Source organism: Comamonas avium, assembly GCF_014836675.1.
GTDB classification, from domain to species: Bacteria; Pseudomonadota; Gammaproteobacteria; order Burkholderiales; family Burkholderiaceae_C; genus Comamonas; species Comamonas avium.
Map to the genome: position 1 here is coordinate 43,649 of NZ_JACSQK010000011.1, position 22,133 is coordinate 65,781.

25 protein-coding genes and 1 riboswitch are annotated in these 22,133 nt (G+C 56.5%); of the genes, 14 read left to right on the top strand and 11 right to left on the bottom strand.

Translation table 11 applies throughout. The annotated features are described in order from the left end of the window. Positions 1 to 97: 97 nt before the first annotated feature. The 5 genes from H9646_RS17650 to H9646_RS17670 form a co-directional block, all read right to left on the bottom strand. A complete protein-coding gene (locus tag H9646_RS17650) occupies positions 98 to 544 on the bottom strand; it encodes a ribonuclease HI family protein (RefSeq protein WP_318244943.1) in 447 nt (148 codons plus the stop codon). Positions 545 to 553: 9 nt separating this feature from the next. Continuing rightward, positions 554 to 1,489 (bottom strand): CysB family HTH-type transcriptional regulator, encoded by a 936-nt coding sequence (locus H9646_RS17655; RefSeq protein ID WP_191724709.1) that lies wholly within the window; start codon positions 1,487 to 1,489, stop codon positions 554 to 556. Between the two features lie 139 nt (positions 1,490 to 1,628). After that, entirely contained in the window at positions 1,629 to 2,084 is a 456-nt protein-coding gene (locus H9646_RS17660; protein ID WP_225214310.1) for a VOC family protein, read from the bottom strand. Next, entirely contained in the window at positions 2,081 to 2,290 is a 210-nt protein-coding gene (locus H9646_RS17665; protein WP_191724710.1) for a hypothetical protein, read from the bottom strand. The genes H9646_RS17660 and H9646_RS17665 overlap by 4 nt, the downstream gene beginning before the upstream one ends. A 62-nt stretch (positions 2,291 to 2,352) precedes the next feature. Further along, positions 2,353 to 3,381, bottom strand: coding sequence for a sulfate ABC transporter substrate-binding protein (locus tag H9646_RS17670; protein ID WP_191724711.1), 1,029 nt, complete (start codon positions 3,379 to 3,381; stop codon positions 2,353 to 2,355). A 137-nt stretch (positions 3,382 to 3,518) separates the two neighbouring features. Here H9646_RS17670 and H9646_RS17675 point away from each other — a divergent pair, with 137 nt between their 5' ends. The 4 genes from H9646_RS17675 (at position 3,519) to H9646_RS17690 (ending at position 7,324) form a co-directional block, all read left to right on the top strand. After that, positions 3,519 to 3,791: an oxidative damage protection protein gene (locus H9646_RS17675; protein WP_191724712.1), complete on the top strand. Its 273-nt coding sequence runs from the start codon at positions 3,519 to 3,521 to the stop codon at positions 3,789 to 3,791. Positions 3,792 to 3,906: 115 nt separating this feature from the next. Next, a riboswitch (glycine riboswitch) is annotated at positions 3,907 to 4,003 on the top strand. Between the two features lie 192 nt (positions 4,004 to 4,195). Continuing rightward, a complete protein-coding gene (locus H9646_RS17680) occupies positions 4,196 to 4,861 on the top strand; it encodes a trimeric intracellular cation channel family protein (protein ID WP_287916388.1) in 666 nt (221 codons plus the stop codon). 72 nt (positions 4,862 to 4,933) lie between these two features. Next, on the top strand, positions 4,934 to 6,856 hold the full coding sequence (gene mnmC / locus H9646_RS17685; protein WP_191724714.1) for an FAD-dependent 5-carboxymethylaminomethyl-2-thiouridine(34) oxidoreductase MnmC: 1,923 nt from the start codon (positions 4,934 to 4,936) through the stop codon (positions 6,854 to 6,856). A gap of 102 nt (positions 6,857 to 6,958) precedes the next feature. Next, a complete protein-coding gene (locus H9646_RS17690) occupies positions 6,959 to 7,324 on the top strand; it encodes a hypothetical protein (RefSeq protein ID WP_191724715.1) in 366 nt (121 codons plus the stop codon). 156 nt (positions 7,325 to 7,480) lie between these two features. Here H9646_RS17690 and H9646_RS17695 read toward each other — a convergent pair whose 3' ends face one another. Next, complete coding sequence (locus H9646_RS17695) at positions 7,481 to 7,690, bottom strand: hypothetical protein (RefSeq protein WP_318244944.1); 210 nt, start codon at positions 7,688 to 7,690, stop codon at positions 7,481 to 7,483. Positions 7,691 to 7,915: 225 nt separating this feature from the next. On the opposite strand from H9646_RS17695, the gene H9646_RS17700 reads away from it, so the two are divergent. The 4 genes from H9646_RS17700 (at position 7,916) to H9646_RS17715 (ending at position 13,306) form a co-directional block, all read left to right on the top strand. Next, positions 7,916 to 8,314 (top strand): BLUF domain-containing protein, encoded by a 399-nt coding sequence (locus tag H9646_RS17700; protein WP_191724717.1) that lies wholly within the window; start codon positions 7,916 to 7,918, stop codon positions 8,312 to 8,314. Between the two features lie 433 nt (positions 8,315 to 8,747). After that, a complete protein-coding gene (locus H9646_RS17705) occupies positions 8,748 to 9,533 on the top strand; it encodes a YoaK family protein (RefSeq protein ID WP_191724741.1) in 786 nt (261 codons plus the stop codon). Between the two features lie 349 nt (positions 9,534 to 9,882). Then, on the top strand, positions 9,883 to 10,956 hold the full coding sequence (locus tag H9646_RS17710) for a linear amide C-N hydrolase (protein WP_191724742.1): 1,074 nt from the start codon (positions 9,883 to 9,885) through the stop codon (positions 10,954 to 10,956). 1,084 nt (positions 10,957 to 12,040) lie between these two features. Beyond that, on the top strand, positions 12,041 to 13,306 hold the full coding sequence (locus H9646_RS17715) for a GGDEF domain-containing protein (RefSeq protein ID WP_191724718.1): 1,266 nt from the start codon (positions 12,041 to 12,043) through the stop codon (positions 13,304 to 13,306). Between the two features lie 38 nt (positions 13,307 to 13,344). On the opposite strand, the gene H9646_RS18610 is transcribed toward H9646_RS17715, so the two are convergent. The 3 genes from H9646_RS18610 to H9646_RS17725 all read right to left on the bottom strand — a co-directional run bounded on the left by H9646_RS18610 (position 13,345) and on the right by H9646_RS17725 (position 15,597). Next, entirely contained in the window at positions 13,345 to 13,479 is a 135-nt protein-coding gene (locus H9646_RS18610) for a hypothetical protein (RefSeq protein ID WP_263598970.1), read from the bottom strand. Further along, a complete protein-coding gene (locus H9646_RS18515) occupies positions 13,460 to 13,837 on the bottom strand; it encodes a hypothetical protein (protein WP_225214311.1) in 378 nt (125 codons plus the stop codon). Before H9646_RS18515 ends, H9646_RS18610 begins: the two co-directional genes overlap by 20 nt. A 293-nt stretch (positions 13,838 to 14,130) precedes the next feature. Then, positions 14,131 to 15,597, bottom strand: coding sequence for a metal-dependent hydrolase family protein (locus H9646_RS17725; RefSeq protein WP_191724719.1), 1,467 nt, complete (start codon positions 15,595 to 15,597; stop codon positions 14,131 to 14,133). Positions 15,598 to 16,423: 826 nt separating this feature from the next. Between H9646_RS17725 and H9646_RS17730 the strand changes: the two genes are divergently transcribed. The 3 genes from H9646_RS17730 to H9646_RS17740 all read left to right on the top strand — a co-directional run bounded on the left by H9646_RS17730 (position 16,424) and on the right by H9646_RS17740 (position 17,540). Then, on the top strand, positions 16,424 to 16,603 hold the full coding sequence (locus H9646_RS17730) for a hypothetical protein (protein ID WP_191724720.1): 180 nt from the start codon (positions 16,424 to 16,426) through the stop codon (positions 16,601 to 16,603). A gap of 65 nt (positions 16,604 to 16,668) precedes the next feature. Beyond that, positions 16,669 to 17,025, top strand: coding sequence for a PRC-barrel domain-containing protein (locus tag H9646_RS17735; protein ID WP_191724721.1), 357 nt, complete (start codon positions 16,669 to 16,671; stop codon positions 17,023 to 17,025). Positions 17,026 to 17,240: 215 nt separating this feature from the next. Next, complete coding sequence (locus tag H9646_RS17740; RefSeq protein WP_191724722.1) at positions 17,241 to 17,540, top strand: hypothetical protein; 300 nt, start codon at positions 17,241 to 17,243, stop codon at positions 17,538 to 17,540. A 590-nt stretch (positions 17,541 to 18,130) separates the two neighbouring features. On the opposite strand, the gene H9646_RS17745 is transcribed toward H9646_RS17740, so the two are convergent. After that, positions 18,131 to 18,388, bottom strand: a complete 258-nt coding sequence (locus H9646_RS17745; RefSeq protein ID WP_191724723.1) for a hypothetical protein — start codon at positions 18,386 to 18,388, stop codon at positions 18,131 to 18,133. 160 nt (positions 18,389 to 18,548) lie between these two features. Here H9646_RS17745 and H9646_RS17750 point away from each other — a divergent pair, with 160 nt between their 5' ends. Together H9646_RS17750 and H9646_RS17755 are read left to right on the top strand one after the other, a co-directional pair. Then, positions 18,549 to 18,692 carry a hypothetical protein gene (locus H9646_RS17750; protein ID WP_191724724.1) on the top strand — a complete coding sequence of 48 codons (144 nt, stop codon included), beginning with the start codon at positions 18,549 to 18,551 and terminating at the stop codon, positions 18,690 to 18,692. A 203-nt stretch (positions 18,693 to 18,895) separates the two neighbouring features. Next, the gene (locus H9646_RS17755; RefSeq protein WP_191724725.1) at positions 18,896 to 19,186 is read left to right on the top strand and encodes a hypothetical protein; all 291 of its coding nucleotides are present in this window, start codon (positions 18,896 to 18,898) and stop codon (positions 19,184 to 19,186) included. Between the two features lie 222 nt (positions 19,187 to 19,408). Here H9646_RS17755 and H9646_RS17760 read toward each other — a convergent pair whose 3' ends face one another. Then, positions 19,409 to 20,014, bottom strand: coding sequence for a DUF7822 domain-containing protein (locus H9646_RS17760; protein ID WP_191724726.1), 606 nt, complete (start codon positions 20,012 to 20,014; stop codon positions 19,409 to 19,411). Between the two features lie 169 nt (positions 20,015 to 20,183). Between H9646_RS17760 and H9646_RS17765 the strand changes: the two genes are divergently transcribed. After that, the gene (locus H9646_RS17765) at positions 20,184 to 20,462 is read left to right on the top strand and encodes a hypothetical protein (RefSeq protein WP_191724727.1); all 279 of its coding nucleotides are present in this window, start codon (positions 20,184 to 20,186) and stop codon (positions 20,460 to 20,462) included. Positions 20,463 to 22,133 lie beyond the last annotated feature (1,671 nt).

The following is a 22,133-nucleotide window of genomic DNA, read 5'->3' on the forward strand; positions in this document are numbered from 1 at the left end:
CCTCGATCTGCGCGTACTGCGCCGCAGCGCTGCACACAGAAATACGCAGCAAAAAGGCCTTTTACGCTTATGCAGCCATTGCTGGCCGCTCTTGTTTTTAAGCTTCTTGTGCGCTCAGACTGGCCTGACGCGCCAGCGCATCGGCTTCGGTATTGAGGTGGCGTGGAATCCAGCGCCACTGCACCTGCTCAAATGAGTGCACCAAAGGCTGAACCACCTCCAGCCAGGGAGCCAGCCGCAAGGTGGGCCTGACGTGCACGCCCGGCACTGTCCGGGGTGCCAGCTGTTCAATCACCCATTGGCTGTCGGTATAAATGCGCAGGCTGCTGGCCCCGAGCTCCTGCGCCCTGAGCAGTCCTGCCTGCAAAGCGCGCAGCTCTGCTTCATTGTTGCAGCCCCTGCCATGCAGAACTTGCCCGATGGTGTGCTGCGAGCCGTCTGGCCCGGTCAGCACGACCCCAATCGCCATCCGCCCTGGGTTGGGCATGGCCGAGCCATCGATATGCAAGATCCAGAAATTCGGGGGTGGATAAACGCGCAGCACCAGCACACTCTACACCGGCTTTGCCCTTTGCACGGCCTGCTCCACCAGCTGACGCTGGAGTGTGGGCACAAAACTTTCAATGAAGTCGTAGGCATAGCCCCGCAGCCAGGCACCGCGGCGCAGCCCCAGCCGCGTGACATTCACCTGGAACAAATGGCCGGCATCCAGCGCCTGCAGGTGCTGGTCGCGCGCAGCATCCACAGCAATAGAAGCCACAATGCCCACGCCCATTCCCAGCTCTACGTAAGTTTTGATCACATCGGCATCCATGGCGGTTAACACCACATCAGGGGCCAGACCTTCGCGCTCAAACGCTTCATCGATGTGGGCACGGCCTGTGTAGCCTTGCTCGTAGGTAATGATGGGATAGGCCGCCAAATCCTGCAAAGTAATGGGCGCTTGCAGCTTCAGCAAAGGGTGGCCCTGCGGCAGCACTACGCTGTGCGTCCAGCGGTAGCACGGCAGCGTAACCAGCCCTTCGTAGCTGGCCAGGGCCTCCGTAGCCACGCCAATATCAGCCTCACCGCTGACCAGCATTTCTGCCACCTGTTTGGGTGAGCCCTGGTGCAAATGCAAACGCACTTGTGGGTAGCGCTGGCGAAACTCATGCACCACCTGCGGCAAGGCATAGCGTGCCTGACTGTGGGTGGCGGCAATCGACAGCCGCCCCTGTGCGCTGGCGCTGAAGTCGGCCCCCACACGGCGCAGGTTGTCAGCATCCAGCAGCAGCCGCTCCACAATGGGCAGCAGCACCTCTCCGGGTGGTGTCAGCCCCGTCAGGCGTTTGCCAGCGCGCAGAAAAATGTCCACCCCCAGCTCTTCTTCCAGCTCTCGAATCTGGCGGCTCACGCCCGGCTGCGAGGTGTGAAGTATCTGCGCCACATCGGTCAGGTTAAAGCTGCGCCGCACCGTTTCGCGTACCGACCGCAGTTGCTGAAAATTCATATAGCTTCTTATAAAAAAGCGCTTCTAGCGCCTATCCAATCCGCGCTAACAGCCAGTTTCTGCGCAGCTCTCACCACAGGCAAACTGCTGCACATCTAGCCGTTTGCCACCGCGCACTTAGCCCAGCGCCACCGCTTTCTCAGCAGTTTCTACGGGCACGCCTTGCGGCCATACAGCCCATGCATGGCAGGGAAATTTCTGTCACCGCAGGCTGCAGCAGCTCTAGCGTGTTGCCCGCTGGGTCTTTGGCATAAAAGCGCATGCCTTCGTACACCTGCACCACCGCCAAAGCCGTGGCTCCGTGGGCCAGCAGCCGTTGATGCAAGGCATCAAGCCCAGCCACCCGTAAAGCCAGGTGGCCCTGACACTCGCAAGCATGCCTGGCTGCGGTGCGGGGCACCAGATCCAGGCGCTGGCTGCCTGCCATGTAACGCAGAACAGGGGCTGGTGCGCAAGAGCTGCCCGCTACGCGCGGCAGGCCAAGCAGTTGCCCATAAAAACGCTCAATCTGCGCTTGCAGATGGGCTGGGTACGAAAGCTGCACATGGTGCACCCCCATCACCGCAGCGAGCGTTGCCAAGCTGGGCTCTGTCATGCCGCCACCTGCCACCACAGCAAACCGGCACAGTGAGCGGCCACGCTGTGCTTGCGCACCACGGCTGCAGCAAAGGCACGCTGCGGCTGCTGCGAGCACATGCCCCACGCCTGCGCCGTAGTGCGCAGCACATGGGCTGCATGGGCGCACAGCGCTTCATGCGGCAATACGCTGTGAGCATCGGTGGGAACAAGGGTGTGGGACATGGTGCGCTCCTTCAAACAATGGGTGGCTCCTAGGCCACCCTCAAGCCGCTTGCGCGGCACTGTCACTTTTTGGTGTAAATCTGGTCAAAGCTGCCGCCGTCGGCAAAGTGGGCCTTGTCCGCCTTGTCCCAGCCACCAAAGGCCTGGTCGATGGTGAACAGCTCCAGCTTGGGGAACTGCTTGGCAAAGTCAGCCTTCACCTTGTCGTTGGTGGGTCGGTAGAAATTGCGTGCAGCAATTTGCTGGCCTTCATCGGAGTACAGGTACTCCAGGTAAGCCTGCGCTACTTTTCGGGTGCCTTTTTTGTCGACCACTTTGTCTACGACCGCCACGCTAGGCTCTGCCAGGATGGACAGCGAGGGCGCCACGATTTCAAACTTTTCTGGGCCAAATTCGCGCAAAGCCAGGAATGCTTCGTTCTCCCACGCCAGCAACACGTCACCCACCCCGCGCTGTACAAAAGTGATGGTGGAGCCGCGTGCGCCGGTATCGAGCACAGGCACATTGGCAAACAGCTGCTTCACAAAATCTTTGGCCTTGGCTTCATCGCCACCGTTTTTGCGTTTGGCAAACTCCCACGCAGCCAAATAGTTCCAGCGAGCACCGCCACTGGTTTTGGGGTTGGGGGTAATGACCTGTACACCGGGTTTGACCAGATCGCTCCAGTCCTTCAAACCCTTGGGGTTGCCCTTTTTCACCAGGAAAACGATGGTGGAGGTGTAAGGCGCGCTGTTCAAAGGCAGCTTCTTTTGCCAGTCCGTCGCCAGGTAGTTGCCGTTCTTGACCAAGGCATCCACATCGCCGGCCAGTGCCAGTGTGGCGACATCGGCGTCCAGACCATCAATGATGGAGCGCGCCTGCTTGCCTGAGCCGCCGTGGGACTGCTTGATCGCCACGTCCTGGCCCGTCTTTTCTTTCCAGTGCTTGGCAAATGCCTTGTTGTACTCCACGTACAACTCACGGGTGGGGTCATACGACACATTGAGCAAAGTGACCGGATCGGCCGCCAAAGCAGGCAGCGCCGAGAAGGTGAAGCCCGCCAAAAGGCTGAGGGCAACAGGAATCTTGATAAAGTTGCGGCGATTGTTCATTTTTGCTTTCGGGTTTTGGTTGGGACAACGGTCCTTTCACCGTTGGAACGCATTCTGAAAGCACGTCTTCAAAACTTAAACCAATAAGATTTCAGTTCGTTATTACCCAAACATCTGAATTCGCACGAGGAACCCCCATGGCACGTACCATTCAATGCATCAAACTGGGCCAAGAAGCTGAAGGCTTGGACTTTCCTCCCTACCCCGGCGAGCTGGGCAAGCGCATTTATGAAAGCGTGAGCAAGCAGGCATGGGCCGACTGGCTCAAGCACCAGACTATGCTGGTCAATGAAAACCGCCTGAATCTGGCCGATGCACGTGCGCGCCAATATCTGGCCCGCCAGATGGAAAACCACTTCTTTGGCAGCGGTGCAGATGCTGCTGCAGGTTACGTACCACCGTCGGCATAAGGCAGGCACCCAGCACGGGTGTCGCAAAGCCCGGCCCGCAAAGTGCCGGGCTTTTTTGCGTGCAACATGCCCGCTTGCAAGATTGGGTCTTCGCGGCAGTTCATAATCGCGGCTTCTGTTTTCCGTGGGAGAGCGAGGCTGCGCAAGCGCTAGCCTCCGCCGAAGGCGCAAACTCCCATAATCGCTCAGGCACCCAGCACCACGGAACACTATCGCCGACTGGAGAGCAACCGGGGCCCTGCCAGGCCAGCCGGTTCACCGAAGGGGCAAGCGCGCGCATGACGAACATGCGCAGCGCTGAAACTCTCAGGTAAAAGGACAGCGGGAGAGGCTTACCCATGCCCAAGAAGTCACTCTTTTTTCAAGAGTGTCTTGGCTGGTGCATGGACTCACACTTTTGCGTTGTGTCTGCCCTCTCCGACTTTTTCCATTCTCTGTTCAACGTGCAGTTGGACATCATTCTCGTCATCTATGTGATCGCCATCACCGCCGAAGCCATGTCCGGCGCACTTGCTGCTGGGCGGCGCAATATGGACATCTTCGGTGTGGTGGTGATTGCTTTCGTGACCGCTCTGGGCGGTGGCACCATCCGCGACATGGTGCTGGGCAACTACCCCATTGGCTGGACCCAGCACCCCGTTTATGTCTATCTGGTGGTGTCTGCCGGTCTCTTGACCACAGTCATTGCGCGTTATATGCAACGCATGAAACATGTCTTCCTGCTGCTGGATGCAATGGGGCTGATTGCCTTTTCGCTGATCGGCAGCAACGTGGCCATCAAGCTGGGATATGACCCGCTGGTGGTCGTTATGGCCGGCATGATCACAGGTATCAGTGGCGGCATCTTGCGCGATGTGCTGTGCAACCAGGTACCCGTGGTCTTTCGCCGAGAGCTGTATGCCAGTGTGTCCATGGCCGTTTGCTTGCTTTACCTGGGCTTGCAGGCGCTGCAAGTGTCGCTGGGCATCAGCACCGCCATATGCTTTGCCGGTGGACTGGCGCTGCGGCTGGCCGCCATCCGCTTTGGCTGGCGCCTGCCTGTGTTTTCCTACCAGCAGCGCTGGGAGTAAAGGCGGCCACCCCAAGCATGCCTGTTACGGCCTGATGTGCCACTGGCGTCTACCTTATTTGCTACGTTTTTTATGTCTGAACCCTTGAACTGGCTGCCCGACGGAACCCCTTACAGCCCCCGCTTTGGTGATCGTTACCACAGCGAGCACGGAGGGCTGTCACAGGCGCAGCAGGTGTTTGTAGCAGGATGCGGCCTGCCCGCAGCCTGGGGCGGACAGACGCAGTGGCGCGTGCTGGAGACTGGCTTTGGCCTGGGGCTGAATTTTCTGGTGACCTGGGCAGCCTGGAGGGCCGATGCCCAGCGCCCCGACATGCTGCACTTCACCTCCATCGAGGCCTACCCTGTCAGCGCACAGGATCTGCTGCGCGCGGCGCCGCAAGAGCCGCAGCTGCGCCATTTGGCCGAGCAACTGGCTGCGCGCTTTTACGGGCTGCTTCCAGGTGTGCACCGACTGAGCTTTGAAGGCGGGCGTGTGCAGCTGACGCTGTGGATCGGTGATGCACAAGCCATGCTGCGCCAGCAGCACACGGTGGCCGACAGCATCTATCTGGACGGTTTCAGCCCCAGCACCAACCCCGATATCTGGGACACCCACACCCTCAAAGCGCTGGCCCGCCACTGCCGCCGTGGCACCCGCCTTGCCACCTGGACCATTGCACGTTCTGTGCGCGACCAACTGACGCAGCACGGCTTTGAAGTACACAAAGTACCCGGTGTGCCGCCCAAGCGCGACAACCTTCAGGCCTACTTCAACCCTTCCTGGCAGCCGCGTGCGCGCGCATCGACAGAGCCGGCACCCGTGGCTCAAGCGGGCACCGCACTGGTCATTGGTGCCGGCTTAGCCGGCTCTGCCGTGGCCCACAGTCTGGCGCTGCGGGGCTGGCGCGTCACGGTACTGGCTGCTGGCGATGCCCCGGCCGACGGTGCATCAGGCTTGCCCGCGGGCCTGTTTTGCCCACACGTCTCGCCCGACGACAGCGTGCTCTCGCGTCTGTCGCGCAGCGGCGTGCGCATGACACTGCAACGCCTGAAAGACCTGTGCGCCGAAGGCTCCGACTGGGGTCACAGCGGCGTGCTGGAGCATTGCACCGACGGCGGCACGGGCCTGCCCGCCAGTTGGGCCCAGGGCCCCGGCGCTGACTGGAGCCACGCCACCGACAGCGCCCAGCTGCAATCTGCAGGCTTGCCTGATGACACCGTGGCCTGCTGGCACGCCCAGGCCGGCTGGGTACGCCCTGCCCAGCTGGTGCAGGCACAGCTGGCCCATGCAAACATTCAATTTCAGGCCCATGCACATGTGGCACGCCTGCAAACCACCGCCGATAGCGCATGGCAGGCGCTGGCCGCTGACGGCAGCACGCTGGCGCAGGCCGATATCGCAGTGCTGGCCTGTGGCCCTGCAACGCAAGAGCTGTTGCCCGCCGATACCACCTGGCCGCTGCAAGCCATCCGGGGGCAAATCACCTGGGGGCTGCACAGCCTGCACAACGCCTACGCCCTGCCGCCCTTTCCGGTCAATGGCAATGGCAACCTGGTCACCCACATTCCGCTGCCTCAAGGTCAAGGCTGGGTCATGGGTTCGACGTTTGAGCGCGACGTCACTGAGATGCCCATCTCTGCGGCCGATCAGGTGGCCGCACACACCGCCAATTACGCCAAGCTTTCTACGCTGCTGCCTGCCAGCGGTGCACCTTTGGCCCCTTGGTTTGACCCTGCCGACAGCCGCTGTCAGCCCACCTGGGGCCGGGTACGCTGCGCCAGCCATGACCGCCTGCCCATCGCTGGCCTGGTCAGCCCCGCCGCACCGGGGCTGTGGGCGCTGACAGCCCTGGGCGCACGCGGCCTGAGCCTGTCTGTGCTGTGTGGCGAGTTGATTGCTGCGCAGTTGCATGGCGAGCCGCTTCCGCTGGACGCTAAACTCGCACAGCACCTGGGCACAGCACGGCTGGCTCGACAGGTGCACAAAGCCCACAACAAAAAAGAGAGCTTATAGCGCTTACCCATGCTTGGTTTCAAATACAAACATTACTCAAATCAAGCATACATAAGCGTTAACAGCTATATTTTTATTTTTACCTCTGACTAAACCTGCCCCATGTACGCCGCACTCAAACATTCCCACATGCTGTTCGCAGTGCTCACACTGCTCGCATCCGTCGTCTATCTGGCCATGGCCTGGAAGCCCACGCCCGCAGCCAAGTCCACGCTGATTTATGTCTTTACCCGCATCTTTGGTGGCATCGCGGCCCTGACCGGTCTGGCCGTCACCTTTGTGGGCCCTTGGCAGCACATGATGTATCCGTACATTGGCCTGATTCTTTACGTCCTTCACGGCCTGTGCATTGGCTTTGCCAAACGCAGCGCAGAACCCGGCAAGACCGGCATGCGGCGCATTTTTCTGCTGCTGCAGTTCGTTGCGTTGATCGCTTTGACAGGTTTGATGGGCGCCAAGCCTTTCTAAGCACGCTGCAGCTCTCTCATCAAAAAAAGCCCCGAAGGTGTGACCTCGGGGCTTTTTTAATGCACAGCAACGACTGGGCTTTCTTTCAGAGAACTCTCAAAACGGCAAAGTCCTGCACTGCACTTTGCTGCAGCGCGCGCAAAGCCAAAGAGCCGCTCAATCTGGCACTTGCACGCCCAATTTGGCCAACTTGGCAGCAAAAGAATCGCGGCGCTTTGCAGCTTTGGCTGCAGTATCTACAGCGGCCTCGATCGCTTTGGGACCCTTGTTAGCCACGGTTTTGATCAGGTCATGTTTTTTGGATGCATCAGCTGCCGCCCTGCGGTAGGTAGCTATCAGTTCGGCATGGTCAGCGGGGTGAGTCACAATGATCTCCATATAGAGCAACAGCGCGCATTGTCACGCTTTGCGCCGCTAGCGCTGGTCAGCACCCTCCAAAAATCACCGGGGCGCACACGCCTGTCCGGCATCGCAACGCGGCTTGCATATGCAGCAAGCACAGCGACGCAAACAGCATTTGCGCAGATGAGACACCAAAACGACATCCATCGCTCACAACATCGCGATACTTCCTGGTGTTAGGAGGATTGAATGCACCAAGAACTTCAGTGCTTTATGTACCACAGCGAACTGGCTCCAACCGCAGAGCTCAGCTGTGTGGCGGACATTGTGAAAACAGCGCGGGATTTCAATCAGCTCCATGCCATCACTGGAGTGCTGATATTCGATGGTCAACGTTTTGCCCAGTACATCGAGGGAGAGGCTCAGGCCATTGACTTTCTCATAGGGCAACTGGCCCGCGACCCCCGGCACATCAACTTCACCCCCCAGCACAATGGACCACGCACAGACAAGCGCTGGTTTCCGAGCTGGTCAATGGCTTATGTACTGCTAGAGAGCACCGATCCACTGGGTGAAGTGTCTTGTCTTTGCGGGGCATCTGCGCTGGAAAAACTTCAAGAACTGTTGCCCGAACTGGACTTTGGCTAGCGCGCGTGGCAAGCCACAAGCGCAATCCCGCCATCCCACCTGCTGAGGTCCAGCGTTCAGCCTCACAAGGCGCACTTACGGATGCCCGGGGCGTGTTCTTCTTGTGTTCTCTTGTCTTGTGTTCTCTTGTTCAGCTGCGTGTAGTTGCGTGTAGCGGCATGTGGTGGCATGTGGTGGCATGTAGCGGCATGTGCCACATGCTTTCATTGGGCAACCAGCAACTATGCATTGCCTGGCCTGAAAAACACAGTGCTGCCCCTGCAGCCAAAGCGCCACCCCATCCGACGTGGCCCTGCCCAGATGGCAGTGCGAGCAGCACTTGTTTGCATATCTGAAACACCTGCAGGAGCCATCAACGACTGCCCCCGAGCAGACCACCCACACAAGTTGGCCGACAATCGTCGGCATGCAATTAGGTTCGTGGAGCTTTGTGATGCGCAGATTTCGCCACCTTACCAACCGCCACCGGTCACGTTCAACCAACGTGGCTCTCGGATGGCTGCTTGCTTTCAACGCAGGTGCCGTCAACGCCGGCGGCTTTCTGGTGCTGAGCATGTACACCTCACACATGACAGGATTTGCGTCGCAAGTGGCTGACGGCCTGGTGATGGAGAACGGCAAGCTGCTTTTGAATGCGCTGGGCGCCATCCTTGCATTTACCGCAGGCTCTGCCGTTTGCGCCATGCTGGTCAACTGGGGGCGACAGCAGCGCCTGCACAGTGTGTACGCCCTGCCCCTGATGCTGGAAGCGTTGATGCTCTTCCCCTTCGGGCTGATGGGTGCGGCCACACTTTCCTGGAACACCCCCTTTGCCGTGCCACTGACGGTGTTGCTGCTGTCTTTCATGATGGGGCTGCAAAACGCAGTCGGCTCTAAAACATCGGGTGGCAGTACACGCACCACGCACATGACCGGAAATTTCACAGACCTGGGCATGGAAATTGGCAAGATGATTTTCTGGCGGCGTCACGCACTGGCCCGCCCAGCGCAAGCAGTGCCTGTACTGCACGACTGGACGCGCATGCGCACTTCAGCAGGGCTGATTGCCATGTTTGTGCTGGGTGGCATCACGGGTGCACTGGGGTTTAAGCACGTAGGGTTCTTCTGTGTTGTTCCACTTGCGGCTTTGTTACTGGCGCTTTCCGTGCCACCGTTTTTGCGTGATGCAGCTCGTTCCAATCAGTTGCTGGCAGCCTTGTTTGAAAAAAAGAACCCGTAGCAAAGTTGCCCAAACTCTCTGCCCCGTTCATCCATACCATCCTGCCTTTTGCCTTTTGCCTTTTGCCTTTTGCCTTTTGCCTTTTGCCTTTTGCCTTTTGCCTTTTGCCTTTTGCCTTTTACCTTTTGCCTTTTACCTTTTGCCCCACAGGCTCACTCCGCACACAGCGACCAAGCCCTCAGAACAAAGAACACGCAAAGGCCAAACGCACTCACGCAAGCATCCGGCTGCGCCCACTGACGGGCAAGAACCCACAGACCCACAGACCCACAGACGCACCGTCGCAGTTGCAGTCAATGGGCGGTATAAACAGCCATCCACAATGTCGTTACTTGACCAGGAGAGCTTGATGAAGATCGATATGCCGCGCGTTCGCTCACCCTTGGCAGCATTGCTGCTGGGTCTTTCAGGTCTTGCTGGCGTATCTAGCACATGGGCCTGTACAAGGCTGGTGTACCACGGCGCTGCAGGTCAGGTCATGACGGCCCGATCCATGGACTGGAAAAGCGACATCGTCAGTAATCTCTGGGTATTGCCACGAGGTATGGAGCGCACCGGGCAAACGGGAGCCAACACACTGCGCTGGACATCCAAGTACGGCAGCGTCATCACCTCAGGCTACGACATCTCCACCACCGATGGAGTGAACGAAGCAGGACTGAACGCCAATTTGCTGTGGTTGGTGGAATCGCAATACCCGGTGTTCGATGCCAGCAGCAAACCCGGCCTGACGATTGCTGCCTGGGCACAGTACGTGCTGGACAATTTCGCAACAGTCGCGCAAGCCGTGGCTGCACTGCAGGAGCAGCCATTCACCATCGTCTCAGACAGCGTGCCCGGCGAAAACCGGCTGACAACACTGCACCTGTCCATGTCGGATGCAAGCGGCGACAGCGCAATCGTCGAGTACATCGACGGCAAGCAAGTCATTCACCACAGCCGCGCCTACCAGGTCATGACCAACTCGCCGGTCTTTGAGCAGCAGCTGGCTCTAGACGCATACTGGAAGCAAATTGGCGGCACCACCATGCTGCCCGGCACCAATCGGGCGGCAGATCGTTTTGCACGGGCATCGTTTTATGTAAACGCCATCCCCAAAGAACCTGATCCCAACAAGGCTCTGGCCAGTGTATTCAGCGTTATCCGCAATGTATCGGTGCCCTATGGCTTGAATACCCCAGACGAGCCCAACATTTCGTCTACGCGCTGGCGCACCGTGTTCGACCACCAGCGCAAGCTGTACTTTTTTGAATCTGCCCTCACCCCCAACACTTTTTGGGTCGACCTGAAGGCTCTCGACTTCAGCCCGCGAAGTGGCAAAGTTCTCAAACTTGACCTTGGCACTGACCAAAGCCACACATACTCAGGCAATGCTACGCAGCAATTCAAGCCCTCTGCGCCATTCGAATTCCTAGGCATCTAGATGCGTGGCACACGTCTGCGACTCAAACTCCTGCACCCTGAACAACGCCTTTGCTGATTTTTCTTTCCTGAAAATTCACATACCTGCAAGTCACCCAGCACATTGAAGACCCCAACCGTAAATCAGTACCCGGCGATGTACCTGATCAGCGCATGCAGGATGCTGTAAAGCAAGGTTTGGACGTCAAACATCAAGCAGCCTGACCTCCAGCAAAAAGCGCTCTTCGGAGCGCTTTCTTCACTCGCTGGGCACTACAGCCAGTTTTGTCCAAGCCGTGCAGAAATCGAGGGTTCTCCATAGGGAGAAAACGCTGAAGAATCAGATATTGTTAGCAGATGTAAGCGAGCTGTTTGAAGCGCCCCGTTTGCGACGCAGCGATTTTTCATCAACAAGTTTTCTGCTGGCCCGTGGTTTTCCCTCCCGAACTCTCTTAATTCCCATGGCATGCCGAAAGGCACCGGCACTTTCTTCCCCGCCCGCCCCGCTCACGCTCGGCGGGTTTTTTCATTTCTGCAGCCCTCTGTCTTGCGCTAGACCGCCTAACTCCATAAAGCGCGCAAGCATCAGCACTCGGCTTTCAGCTGTCTGAATCGCCCAGAGTTTTGTAGATCGCTATCAGCCTCCTATTTCCGTTTAAACAGGAGTCCATGTGAACACACAACGCTACCCACAAGAATTCAAAATGCAGGCTCTCCAACAAAACTTGCAACACGGCCATGGCGTGGCCGCTGTCTTACACCGTTGGGTAACCAGCATCACCCATATCAGCGCCCACGAAGGGTATCCGCAGACATTCGTCTGCAGATGACCTGGCTTGCATAGCGTTGGAGAAACGCAATGGCGTGAGGCTGGCTGCTATCCAGGAAAAGCGGGTCGATTCAAGCCTCAGACACACTTTCTTCTCAAACTGCAACAAGGCATGCTTGCAGGGGATTACTTGAATGGGATTGCGGCCCATCAGCCAATCTATGCACAAGTCATTACACTGAGCTGTTTTGCCTGATCTAGTGCTGAATGCCGGCAATTGCCGTGGCAACCAGCCCTAGCTGCGCGCATCTGCTCTTACCGGCCTTTAAAGATCCTCATGGTTGCAACCATCCTTGTTGGCATGCTGTGCGCACACCTGCTGTGCTTTGCACTCATGTTTTTGCTTATCAGCAAACGCTTGCAGGGCAAGAGAATGGGCATGGATTTTTTCGCCCTGGGCAGCCTCTTGCTAGGGTTTGCCTATGTACTGCAACTGGCAGAGGGAGGCCCTGCCTGGAGCGTGATGAGCGTAGTCAATCACACCCTGACACTTGCAGCCCCCATCGCCTACTGGCTCGGCTCGATGCGTTTCTTTGGTTATGCCGCCCCGCTGTGGCGACCGTTGATAGCGTTTTCCGTGGTGTACGTGCTTGCCCAAGTACTGGTGCAGTGGAGTCTGGGCCAGGCTGCACGCTATGCAATGCTGGCGGGCATTTCCTCGTTGCTGTTCTTGGGCATGACGCTCACCATCATCTACGGCGTGCGTACATTTGCCAAAGATTTGTACGCAGAAATGGTTATTTTTGCACTGCTGATCAGTGGCATTTGTGTACTGAATGCGATGAAGTTCATGAAGATTTTGGACGGTGGTCTGGAAGCGCTGGACATGGACAGCAGTTTTCAGATGGCTTTCTACATCTACATGTCATCCCTGGCCACGGTGATACCGCCTTCGATCGTCTGGCTGGTACTGCGGCGCTTGACTGATGATCTGCGTGACATGGCGGGGCGTGACCCCATGACGCAGTTACTCAATCGCAGGGGGCTGTCTGAAGCACTCAAGGTTTTTTTCAATACCCGAAACCCCGCCCCCGCGCACCTGCTGCTGATGGATGTGGATCATTTCAAGCACATCAACGACACCTATGGGCACCAGGCTGGAGATACGGTGCTATGCCATGTGGCCGATGTGGTGCGCAACACGGCGCGCCATGGCGATTTAACAGGCCGCATTGGCGGAGAAGAGTTTGTGGTCATCTGTCTTGACACGGACAGTGCTGGCGTCATGCGTTTGGCTGAGCGTGTGCGGGCCGGCATTGAAGAGCAGGCCATCGATGTTGCTGGCACCCAGCACCCTCTGCGCTGCACGGTCACAATCGGTGTTTCGCGCCCCTTCGCAAGCACACAAGCTTTAGAGGGTGCCATGCGCGATGCAGATGCTGCCCTGTACCGTGGCAAGGAGGCTGGGCGCAATCGCATCGAATTACCGCGCACACCCCACTTTCACCCAGATCCGCATGCAGGCCGAGCAACACCTTGCCAGCGCACGCCCAGCGAGCCGGCTGTTCTATCTGACGGGTCTGCAACCCACCAGCAGCCCTGAGGTGAGGACGCCTGCAGCCCGCGCTGCGGTGCGAAAACTCAGAAGCGAAAGGTAGCCCCCAGCACCGGGCCGCCCATGCCAAAGTCCAGACGTCGTCCGTTGCTGCGGTAGTCCACACTCAGCTGGCGATAGCCGGCGGATACGTAAATGTTGTCACGCAGCTGGTAGTTCACCACGGCCAGCAACTGCCATGTGAACTCTGACCCCACATTCTGAGTTTCCCAGCCCGCCGACATCGGCATAGACCAAGGTGGACCAGCGCGGGTGCACCTGATGGCGCCAGCGCACCGCCACGATAGGGTCCGCGAAAGTGTCCTTGGTCTGGACCTGCAGCAATGGCTGCACCTGCACTGTGGCGCGAATGCTCCACCAGCGCACGCCTGCCAGCACGTCCTGGCTGTCCTCTGGCGACAGCTGCAAGCTGTAGCCGCCGCTGAGCGTCAGGGCGCTTTGCGTCACCTTGGCGCGGGCTTTCAGGCCCATGGGCAGGCTGGCGGTGTCCGACAACGTCGGCGTAGCTGCCATCGGCATGCAGCACATGGCGAACTTTGCGCGCGGTGGCACTCAGAAAGACGGCGGCGTCCAAATCACTCAATACATCCGAAAAAGATTGCGACACGTGCGCCGTTGGTGCATGGCGCGCAGGGCGGATGTCACCTTGCAAGCCAGTCATCCAGAGGTAGGGCGTAGCCTGAAAACGCCAGACATCGCCCTGCTCCGGTTGGGCCTGTGCCAGACCAGCCCCCAAAGCAAGCAAGCAGGGGGCAGTAATGCTTAACGCGCGTGCTGTGACGCGGTCGTGGGTGTCAATATCATGGCACGTGTCACAACGTATTCTTGTGAATCTGGCCGCCCTTCATGATCAAGCGCAAATGCTTGTCAGGGTCAGCCAGAAAGTCGAGGTTATCGGCAGGGTTGCCGTCAGCCACCAGCAGATCAGCCCATGCGCCAGGAGTAATGCGGCCCAGCGCGCCGGGATAGGGGTTGCGTTCGCCGGACAGCGCAAGCAGCTCGCCGTTGGTGCCTGTCGCCTGCCCCAGCAAAGTCAGTGGATCGTAAAAGCGCGTTAGCTTGGCCAGTTGCCTGCCCTGAGTGACGGTGTTTTGGGGGTTGAACAAAATGTCCGTGCCCCAGCCGGTCTTAACGCCATACTTTTGCGCCATGGCATAGGCGTTGACCGTGCCTTCGGCCACCTGCTTCTGGCTGGCGCGGCGTGCAGGGTCAGGGTAGACGTTGCTGTCTTCATCCTGCAGGAACGGCTGCAGGCTCCACCAGACACCCTCATCGCGCATCATGCGCACGCTGGCCTCGTCGGCCAGTTGCCCGTGTTCAATGCACTTGACCCCTGAGCGGATGGAGCGCTGAATGCCCTTGGGGGTGTAAACATGGGTCATCACATACGTATTCCAGTCGCTGGCGGCTTCCACGCCAGCACGCAGCTCACGCTCTGAAAACTGGGTGCTGTCCAGCGGGTCATACATGGATGCCACGCCACCACCAGCCAGCATCTTGATCTGCGTGGCGCCCAGCATTAACTGTTCGCGCACGCGGCGCAGTACCTGGGCTTCACCGTCGGCAATCATGGCTACGCCAGTGCTTTCAACCAAGCTCAGCGGAGCGTTGTCGGCACGTGGCAGATCGCTGCGCAAGCGAAAGTCTCCATGCCCGGAGGTCTGCGAAATCATGGCCCCGCTGGGGTAGATGCGCGGCCCGGCCACCAGCCCCTCGTCAATGGCGCGTTTGAGCGCAAATGACGGCCCGCCCGCATCACGCACTGCAGTAAAGCCGCGCAACAACGTGCGCTGCGCCTCTTGAGCAGCTACCAAATACAAATAACCCAAATCCGACGACATGGCCGCCATCTGAGAAATTCCGGCCAGCATGGTGTGCCAGTGCACATCAATCAGCCCCGGCATTACCAGCTTGCCCTGACAGTCCAGCAGGCGCGCTCCCTCCACTGTGGCTGAAGCCGGCAGCACATCCACAATGCGCTGGCCCTGCACCAGCACTTGCAGGCCGTTTCGCACCGACTTGCCAGAGCCATCAAACAAACGCAGATTGGTCAGCAGCAGCGGGCGCTTGTCATCCGCCGTGGTTGCCATGGCCCCGGAAGGCAGCGCAAAGGGGGCCAGCATGGCAGCCACTCCTCCGATGAAGCTGCGACGCGACAGGTCTTCGGTGACCCGCTGGTGCAGGCGCTGACACATGGGGCTGCTGCAGACGCAGCCTCTGGCACGGATGGGACCAAAACGCCACGGGAAACCGCAGGAAGCGCCGGAGTTAGAAGCCATGAAGAAATCACCTTGTCTGCAAAAAAATAGAGGACCACCGCTGATGCCAGACACAGCCAGTGGCCGTTTCAAAGGCATGGCGACACCATAGCGTCAAACAGACCAGGCATTCAACAATGAAATGCTGACGCAGTGACAGCCGTTCATGGTGCCAATCTTCATCGCACTAAGCTTGGTAAAGCCTCGTTCGTGCCAGGCCTTGGTGTATGCATTCCCAACGGTCTCTTTGGCCAGCCACGATGTAATTGGCATTTTCATTTTTGATAGCAACTAACGCTTTATGAATAAAGAGTTCAGCTCCAAACGACCCGCGCAGTCCCAAAAGCCCTCCCCCGAATGGACCAACGCATCAAAACTATCAGCTCATCAGGCAGCCGCACAAGGAGTGATCAGTGAGCAAACCCAGAGGGGCTGCATCACTTCCCAAAAATAAAGAAATGGGCCCAGTGGGCAACCTTTACCCGGAATAAGGCCCAGATCACCCAGAAAACAAGCCAAACAGCCTAAAGCTCCTGAATCAATGTGGATAGCTCTGCCAGAACCTCCCACTCCTATCAGCCCATAGCCTTACCGAGCCAACCCGCTCTTCGCGGCTTTTGTCTTCCCAGCACAAATGCACAAACAAAACTCCACCCACCAACCCATCAATCACCACCAAATACACAAATTTATCGTTAAAAAACATTAAAAATAACGTATTTTGTAATAACAACCATTATTGACAATCCCAGCAGCCATTCACTTACAAGGCGAACGCGACTCCTGTGCGAACCTATCAACAAGGCGAGCAACTTTGCTTGTCTGCCAACCTCAAGGAGCTACGGAAATGTCGCAACACAACCAGCCACAGAATCCCAACCACAAGGAAAAGCAGCAACAGCAGCAAAACCTGAATCAGCAGCAGCCGGGGCAAAGTACCCCCAAGCCCGGGCAACAGCAGCAGCAAAACCCCAACCAGAACAACCAGCCAGGGCAGCAGCAGCAGCCTCAAAAGCAAAAGCAATAACGGGCAAGTGCCCTCTGCTTTAAGCAAGCAATGGTTCTAGTTTTGAATTCTGAGAAGGAACTCCAATGCAAACAATCAACTCAGCGTCGTCCGTCATTTCGTCCTCCCGAGTCAACGGCACGAACGTCTACAACCCAGCTGGAGAGAAGCTGGGTTCCATCGACTCACTGATGATCGACAAAATCACCGGGCAAGTTCGTTATGCAGTCATGGAATTTGGTGGCTTTTTAGGCATAGGTACCGACTTGTACCCACTCCCATGGAACAGCCTCAAGTACGACCCCAACCAAGGCGGTTACGTGGTTTCAGTTTCCAAAGAACAGCTGGACAACGCTCCTCGCTACGAAAATAGCACTTGGCCTGAATACAACGACGAGTATGGCCGCCGTGTATACGATCACTACGGTGTTCCTTACTACTAAAAAGCGGCCCTTTTACCTTTTTCAATTTCAGCCCACTTCGGTGGGTTTTTTTACGCCCCAGTTTGCCACTCAGCGCACGGCAGACAACGCCGCTGGGGCAATCAGGTATTAGCTGCCCGCCCCCAAACCAAAAAATAACCACCCCAAACGCACCTAGACTACACACCCGCACTAGCTGCGCTTGGTAGCTGCTCCTTACTTCAACCCCAACCACCATGGCCACAGAACCTGCACCGCAACGAATTATCAAATCATGGCTTGGTATGGGCATGGGCGTGTTCTGCACACTGCTGTCACTCGTCTCTTGGCTCAACACAAAAGACATTTCTTACCTTGTCGCCATTGCAGGCTTCATTTGCTGGACTTTTGCCTGGAGCCAGATGGGCGCCTCATTCAACCTGCCCCTGCGCGACATGTTCCGCCAGTCCGTACAACTGAGCCGCGCTTCACTCATCTGCACCATCGCTGGCTTGGCTTTGGTATGCACCTCACTGGCAATGCGCTGGCTGCTGTAAAAACAGCCCTCCCCAACATCTACAAAACCCGCGTAGCTCACACTGCGCGGGTTTTTTTATTACAGAGAGCTTCACATGCTCATCAAAGCACTACTGCCGTTGATTGCTGTTTTTAAAATTCAAGTGCGGTGGGCACGAAGGCAAATACTTTGGCAAATAAATTGCGCAGCGCTACAAGGCGTGTAAGGGAGAGATCGATCAAGCACCAACTCAGGCAAAAACTGCCGAGCCAACTAACTACTCAGTATTTTTAAAAACTCAATCGATGACTCGCCAGCCCAGCCCCCTGCACAGACCTCAAAACCAAATTTGATACCGTCGCCCCCCTTCCCCTGTGCCCGGCCCTTGGACAAAAGGCCCGGCCCCGCACAGCCACTGACCGCGCTTCAAGTTCGCCCTCGGTTAATGGCTTGTCATTCGCATCAGCAGCACCACCGGCCAAGTGCGCACCCGGCGCGATGGGACTGGTTTTGCCAACCAGTACTTGGCTGCATACCAAGGCATTAATGGCCCAGCCATGCAGACCTGGCGGGGCAAAAACCAACGTGTCAGCAATCAAAAGCTGCAGTCACCTAAAGAGCGACGACAGCTCAGTCATCAAGATCCCCATCGTCGTCTTCGTCGGCAAGCAGTTCAACAAACACCTCAACGCGTACGTGCGTCGGTGAGTGCCAGTTAAAGGTTCTGTCCAGAACCTCATAAATTGGCCCATCTTCAAACATACACACGCAGTCTCCTGGCAGTGGAACAGCGGCCAGTGCACCCACTTCATTGACATCAAAGCCGGGGATAGGGGCTGCGTCAGCAACATCTTCATTCACCAGTACAAACTCAAGAGTTACTTGCATGCTTTTTCCTTTGATACGCCCACAAAAGTGGGCATTTTTTTGCCGAGAGATTTTGAAATGACCACCTGAGAGCCGCGTGGGCAACATGCCCCCGGCGCGTCAAGCAGAGCCATCGAGCCATCAGGTGATGACTTGAACCACACCACCAGAGACCCCGATCATGAGCGATAACACCGCACAGCGTGCGCCGGCCTACTTCTTCTACCTTGCGCAAGGTCACTGTCACAGCACTGCCGGCGAAGCTGCGCGCATGCTGCTGCACTGCTACAGCGGCCACCGATTCAGATTTAACGCAACCGATTGACAGCTGCTCGATGCCCAGCACCAGGACATGGCTCTGCAGATCAAGCGCATGAATGTGCACTGCACCCGTGAGGTGCACGAGCGTCTGAATGCCATGTACGGCCACACTGAGTACTTGGGCCTGCGCTTTCTTTGAACACTTGGCCTGTAAGTTTGGTCTCAAGGGCAAGGCAAAGAAAAACTGACTTACTCCGGTACTACCTGTTGACCTGCGCCCTTCGTGCGAACCACGTCAATCTTGTCAACGTCAAAGAGCAGATCCAGCACACCTTCAGCCAGCGCTCTGGTGCAGATACCACCGCTTTTAGCCTGCTTATCTACCCATGGGCCAGCGCCAGCAGCACCCAATTGAGCATCTCTGCCGTACTGGTGTGCGAAGCCCCAAGCAAGGGCGCTACAGGACCACACCGAATCCACGCATGGCGCGAACTGCTGGGCAAGCTCGAATTTGTTTTGTGGCAAGCAGTCGAGCAGGGACAAAAGAAAGACCCGTGAAAAGCAATGGGCAGTTACTGGTGACCTACTTCTTTCAACCATATCCACCACCAACAAAAAGCCCGCTTAACGCGGTCTTCTTACATCAGCTGCCTACAACTCAAGCACTTAGTGACACACGCATGCCATCAAGGCCAATCAGCGCATTGCCTTGTACAAACTTGTACCTGAACGGCAAAAAATCCATTCCTATAACCGCTCTTTTGCTGATTGTTCAGGCAGTTAGTCACCACTGAAGTCGAAATACAAAATATTTGACCAATTACCCAGCCCGAGATCATCGATAGATTTCATTAAATCGTGCACAGGAACGGAGGATTTGGAGGTCCGGCCAAACAGCTTTGCGAAAAAGCCAGCAGATTTGTGCACCTCGATGGGGGGAGGCACCAAAGATTGCAACGCCCTTTCCACTTCAGGCTGCATATTTTTAAGCTCCTCAAGGAGCGCAAGGTTTTGCTCAAAAAGCGGTGTGTCGCCCATGTCAAAAATTTCACCGCACTCAAAAACAAAGTATTGATTTTGATTTTCTGGTCTGTTCAAAAATTCGATGGTTTCAGCAATCAAGTTCTGGGCTGCTTCAAGCTCAATTTGAGACAAGAAATTTTCAAGATTTTTTACGCCGGAGGCGTAGTCACCTATCAAAGCTATTTCCTCTGGATTTTCCCAAAGTGAAGAACGGCAAGTTTTAGGGTTACCAGAGAGAAGTAACTTGGAAACAATGGGTATTTCGTAATCCCATTCCGCAATCCCAATCATTTTTCGATCGTCAAGCTCATCGCTTGCCCCAGGGATGACATTGGTTGAGTAGAGATAGCAACGGTTAGCCACAGTGATTATTCCGATGTATAAACGTAACAAACGTATGCCACATCAAGCCCCAGGGGCCTGCCCAGTCTGCGCCATCTGTCTCAGACAGTCGCTGGTGGATTAGTTCGTAACTGAATTTGTCAGGCACTATAACCGGAGCATCTGCAGGGCCGAAGTCAAAGTCTTCCTTGTGAAGTTCTGCAGCGACAAAGGCGGGCAAGAGCTGCCCGATCTGCGGCACACCATTCCTACCCGCGACCGCTTCGTCCAGGTAATGGACCATGGTGAGCCCTACGCCATTGTTGATATTGGCCTGCGCATGCTGTTTCCACGGGGGCTGTTTCAGGTACAAGGGTTTCCTGATAGCTACGAGCTTGAAGCCAGTACGGCTGACAGCCCATCGTCAAGACAGCCCAGGTGCGATGTGTGGCAACAGCGTGGTCCGCCACAGGCACTGGCCGCCAGCTAGCTAGCTAGCTAAAGCTAACTACAGCTAACGGCAGGCACTACACCAAGCCGCTTAACTCAACGCCAAGTCCACCTAGTGCGAACTTTCTTAGCCATGAGCGAGCATGCAGTCACGCAGATTGAGTGGTGCGCATGCGTTGCACAACCTTGACCGAACCCATGCCACTGGGACTCGAACACATCCACTGGAGTTCGCATTTATCTACACGATCATGGTCTGATAGTTATGCAACGCACCAACGATGACGATCAAAAAGAAATACTTTTCCTAAAATAAAACATAGCAAATACCGCTTGCCAGATAAGAAATAGTGGCACTTTTAATGAAAACAAAGCCCGCTGATGATGCATCGAGCGGGCTTTTTATGGGCACGTTGTATTAGCAGTTGCCTTTTTTGGCTTGGCCGGGGGGACAAAACCCCCCGTGGTCGTGCCCACCGCTGTGTCCAGGGTCAACGACAACCGAGCCGCTCGGTGTATACACCGCACAGCCTGTCAAGAAAGTGGCCAGCAAGATCAGACCAAATAGTTGCTTCATTTTTGTTAATGAAAGAGTTGGAGCAGATGCAGTTTAGACCGCGTCATCTTGGAATTTTGTGTACTTTTGTTCATCTCCAGATCGCCCTGCCCACAACGCGCAGTCTTTTTCTGTGGAGCCAACTATTGCACAAAGTATTTTTTCTCCATAAGGAGTTAAAGCAGCTTTTAGATCAACAGTGATATCACGCTCAATGACATCTGTAGCTGCTGCATACTGCCAAAGCCGGCTACATAGCAGCAAAGCAAGGCCGCTGTTTCAAAAACACCTCGCTTCTCAACGACGCGAATAGCTTCGAGCAGCTTGCTGCCTGTATTTCCTCTAATGTCATGGCTTCTGACAAGGAAACAAATCTCGCTTAGCAGGCTACAGCAGCGATCCGCATAGGTTTCACTCTGCATTTTTCATTGTTTTTCGTACCATTCATTAGCAATAGCCTTGAATGCGCAGCTGCTGCATTGTTCTTTTTCGCTTGGCATCGAGCTTCAATGGGGTCAATGCGTTCTGCTCAGCTTTGGCCACGAGTACAGCGGCCAGCCCAGCCTGCTCGAGCTGCCACAGCACATTGCCAGGGCAGACACCATGCCCGACGACACACAGCTTGCCGCCCTTGCCGCGGCCTGCACCAACTGCCTAAGCGAACGCGCCCAGATCCACGAGCTACGTGCCGCACAAGCTGCTGCGCCTCCTCTGCTACCGCCTCGGTCAGCTCCATCACCTCGGCAGCGCCCATAGCACCCCACATTGGCAGCAACAGCAAGCCCCAGCCACCGCTCACCTTCCGGGCAGTGTTAATGTGACGGGCGGGCAGGCTTTATTTAATAGCCGCTAACGCTTATTGGTTAAGCATTAGAGCGCTATTTCATTCAAATTTCTTGAAAAAACCTGCCAGTTTGCACCGGCAGGGTTTGGGTTTGTTGAGCGCAGCAAACCTGATTGGTAGGCCTTGCGCAGCTTTAACTTAGTCGGATTGCTGCGCGCCATGCAGTCATTGCGCCACAGCAAGACAACTTGCCGCGTAAACCACGCCCCTGAACACATATGCCTGCACCCAGATATATCTACACCTACATTCATGGCGTGCAGTTGTAAACAGCGCCGCTCAAAAATCATAAAAAAACTGAAAAATACCTG

Coding starts and splice junctions, on each gene's coding strand:
- H9646_RS17665 (WP_191724710.1), bottom strand. CDS start 2,290: ATGTCCCACACCCTTGTTCCCACCGATGCTCACAGCGTATTGCCGCAT.
- H9646_RS17710 (WP_191724742.1), top strand. CDS start 9,883: ATGAAGATCGATATGCCGCGCGTTCGCTCACCCTTGGCAGCATTGCTG.
- H9646_RS17705 (WP_191724741.1), top strand. CDS start 8,748: ATGCGCAGATTTCGCCACCTTACCAACCGCCACCGGTCACGTTCAACC.
- H9646_RS17740 (WP_191724722.1), top strand. CDS start 17,241: ATGGCCACAGAACCTGCACCGCAACGAATTATCAAATCATGGCTTGGT.
- H9646_RS17675 (WP_191724712.1), top strand. CDS start 3,519: ATGGCACGTACCATTCAATGCATCAAACTGGGCCAAGAAGCTGAAGGC.
- H9646_RS17745 (WP_191724723.1), bottom strand. CDS start 18,388: ATGCAAGTAACTCTTGAGTTTGTACTGGTGAATGAAGATGTTGCTGAC.
- H9646_RS17725 (WP_191724719.1), bottom strand. CDS start 15,597: ATGGCTTCTAACTCCGGCGCTTCCTGCGGTTTCCCGTGGCGTTTTGGT.
- H9646_RS17690 (WP_191724715.1), top strand. CDS start 6,959: ATGTACGCCGCACTCAAACATTCCCACATGCTGTTCGCAGTGCTCACA.
- H9646_RS17730 (WP_191724720.1), top strand. CDS start 16,424: ATGTCGCAACACAACCAGCCACAGAATCCCAACCACAAGGAAAAGCAG.
- H9646_RS17715 (WP_191724718.1), top strand. CDS start 12,041: ATGGTTGCAACCATCCTTGTTGGCATGCTGTGCGCACACCTGCTGTGC.
- H9646_RS17750 (WP_191724724.1), top strand. CDS start 18,549: ATGAGCGATAACACCGCACAGCGTGCGCCGGCCTACTTCTTCTACCTT.
- H9646_RS17700 (WP_191724717.1), top strand. CDS start 7,916: ATGCACCAAGAACTTCAGTGCTTTATGTACCACAGCGAACTGGCTCCA.
- H9646_RS18515 (WP_225214311.1), bottom strand. CDS start 13,837: ATGCCGATGGCAGCTACGCCGACGTTGTCGGACACCGCCAGCCTGCCC.
- H9646_RS17660 (WP_225214310.1), bottom strand. CDS start 2,084: ATGACAGAGCCCAGCTTGGCAACGCTCGCTGCGGTGATGGGGGTGCAC.
- H9646_RS17735 (WP_191724721.1), top strand. CDS start 16,669: ATGCAAACAATCAACTCAGCGTCGTCCGTCATTTCGTCCTCCCGAGTC.
- mnmC (WP_191724714.1), top strand. CDS start 4,934: ATGTCTGAACCCTTGAACTGGCTGCCCGACGGAACCCCTTACAGCCCC.
- H9646_RS17670 (WP_191724711.1), bottom strand. CDS start 3,381: ATGAACAATCGCCGCAACTTTATCAAGATTCCTGTTGCCCTCAGCCTT.
- H9646_RS17655 (WP_191724709.1), bottom strand. CDS start 1,489: ATGAATTTTCAGCAACTGCGGTCGGTACGCGAAACGGTGCGGCGCAGC.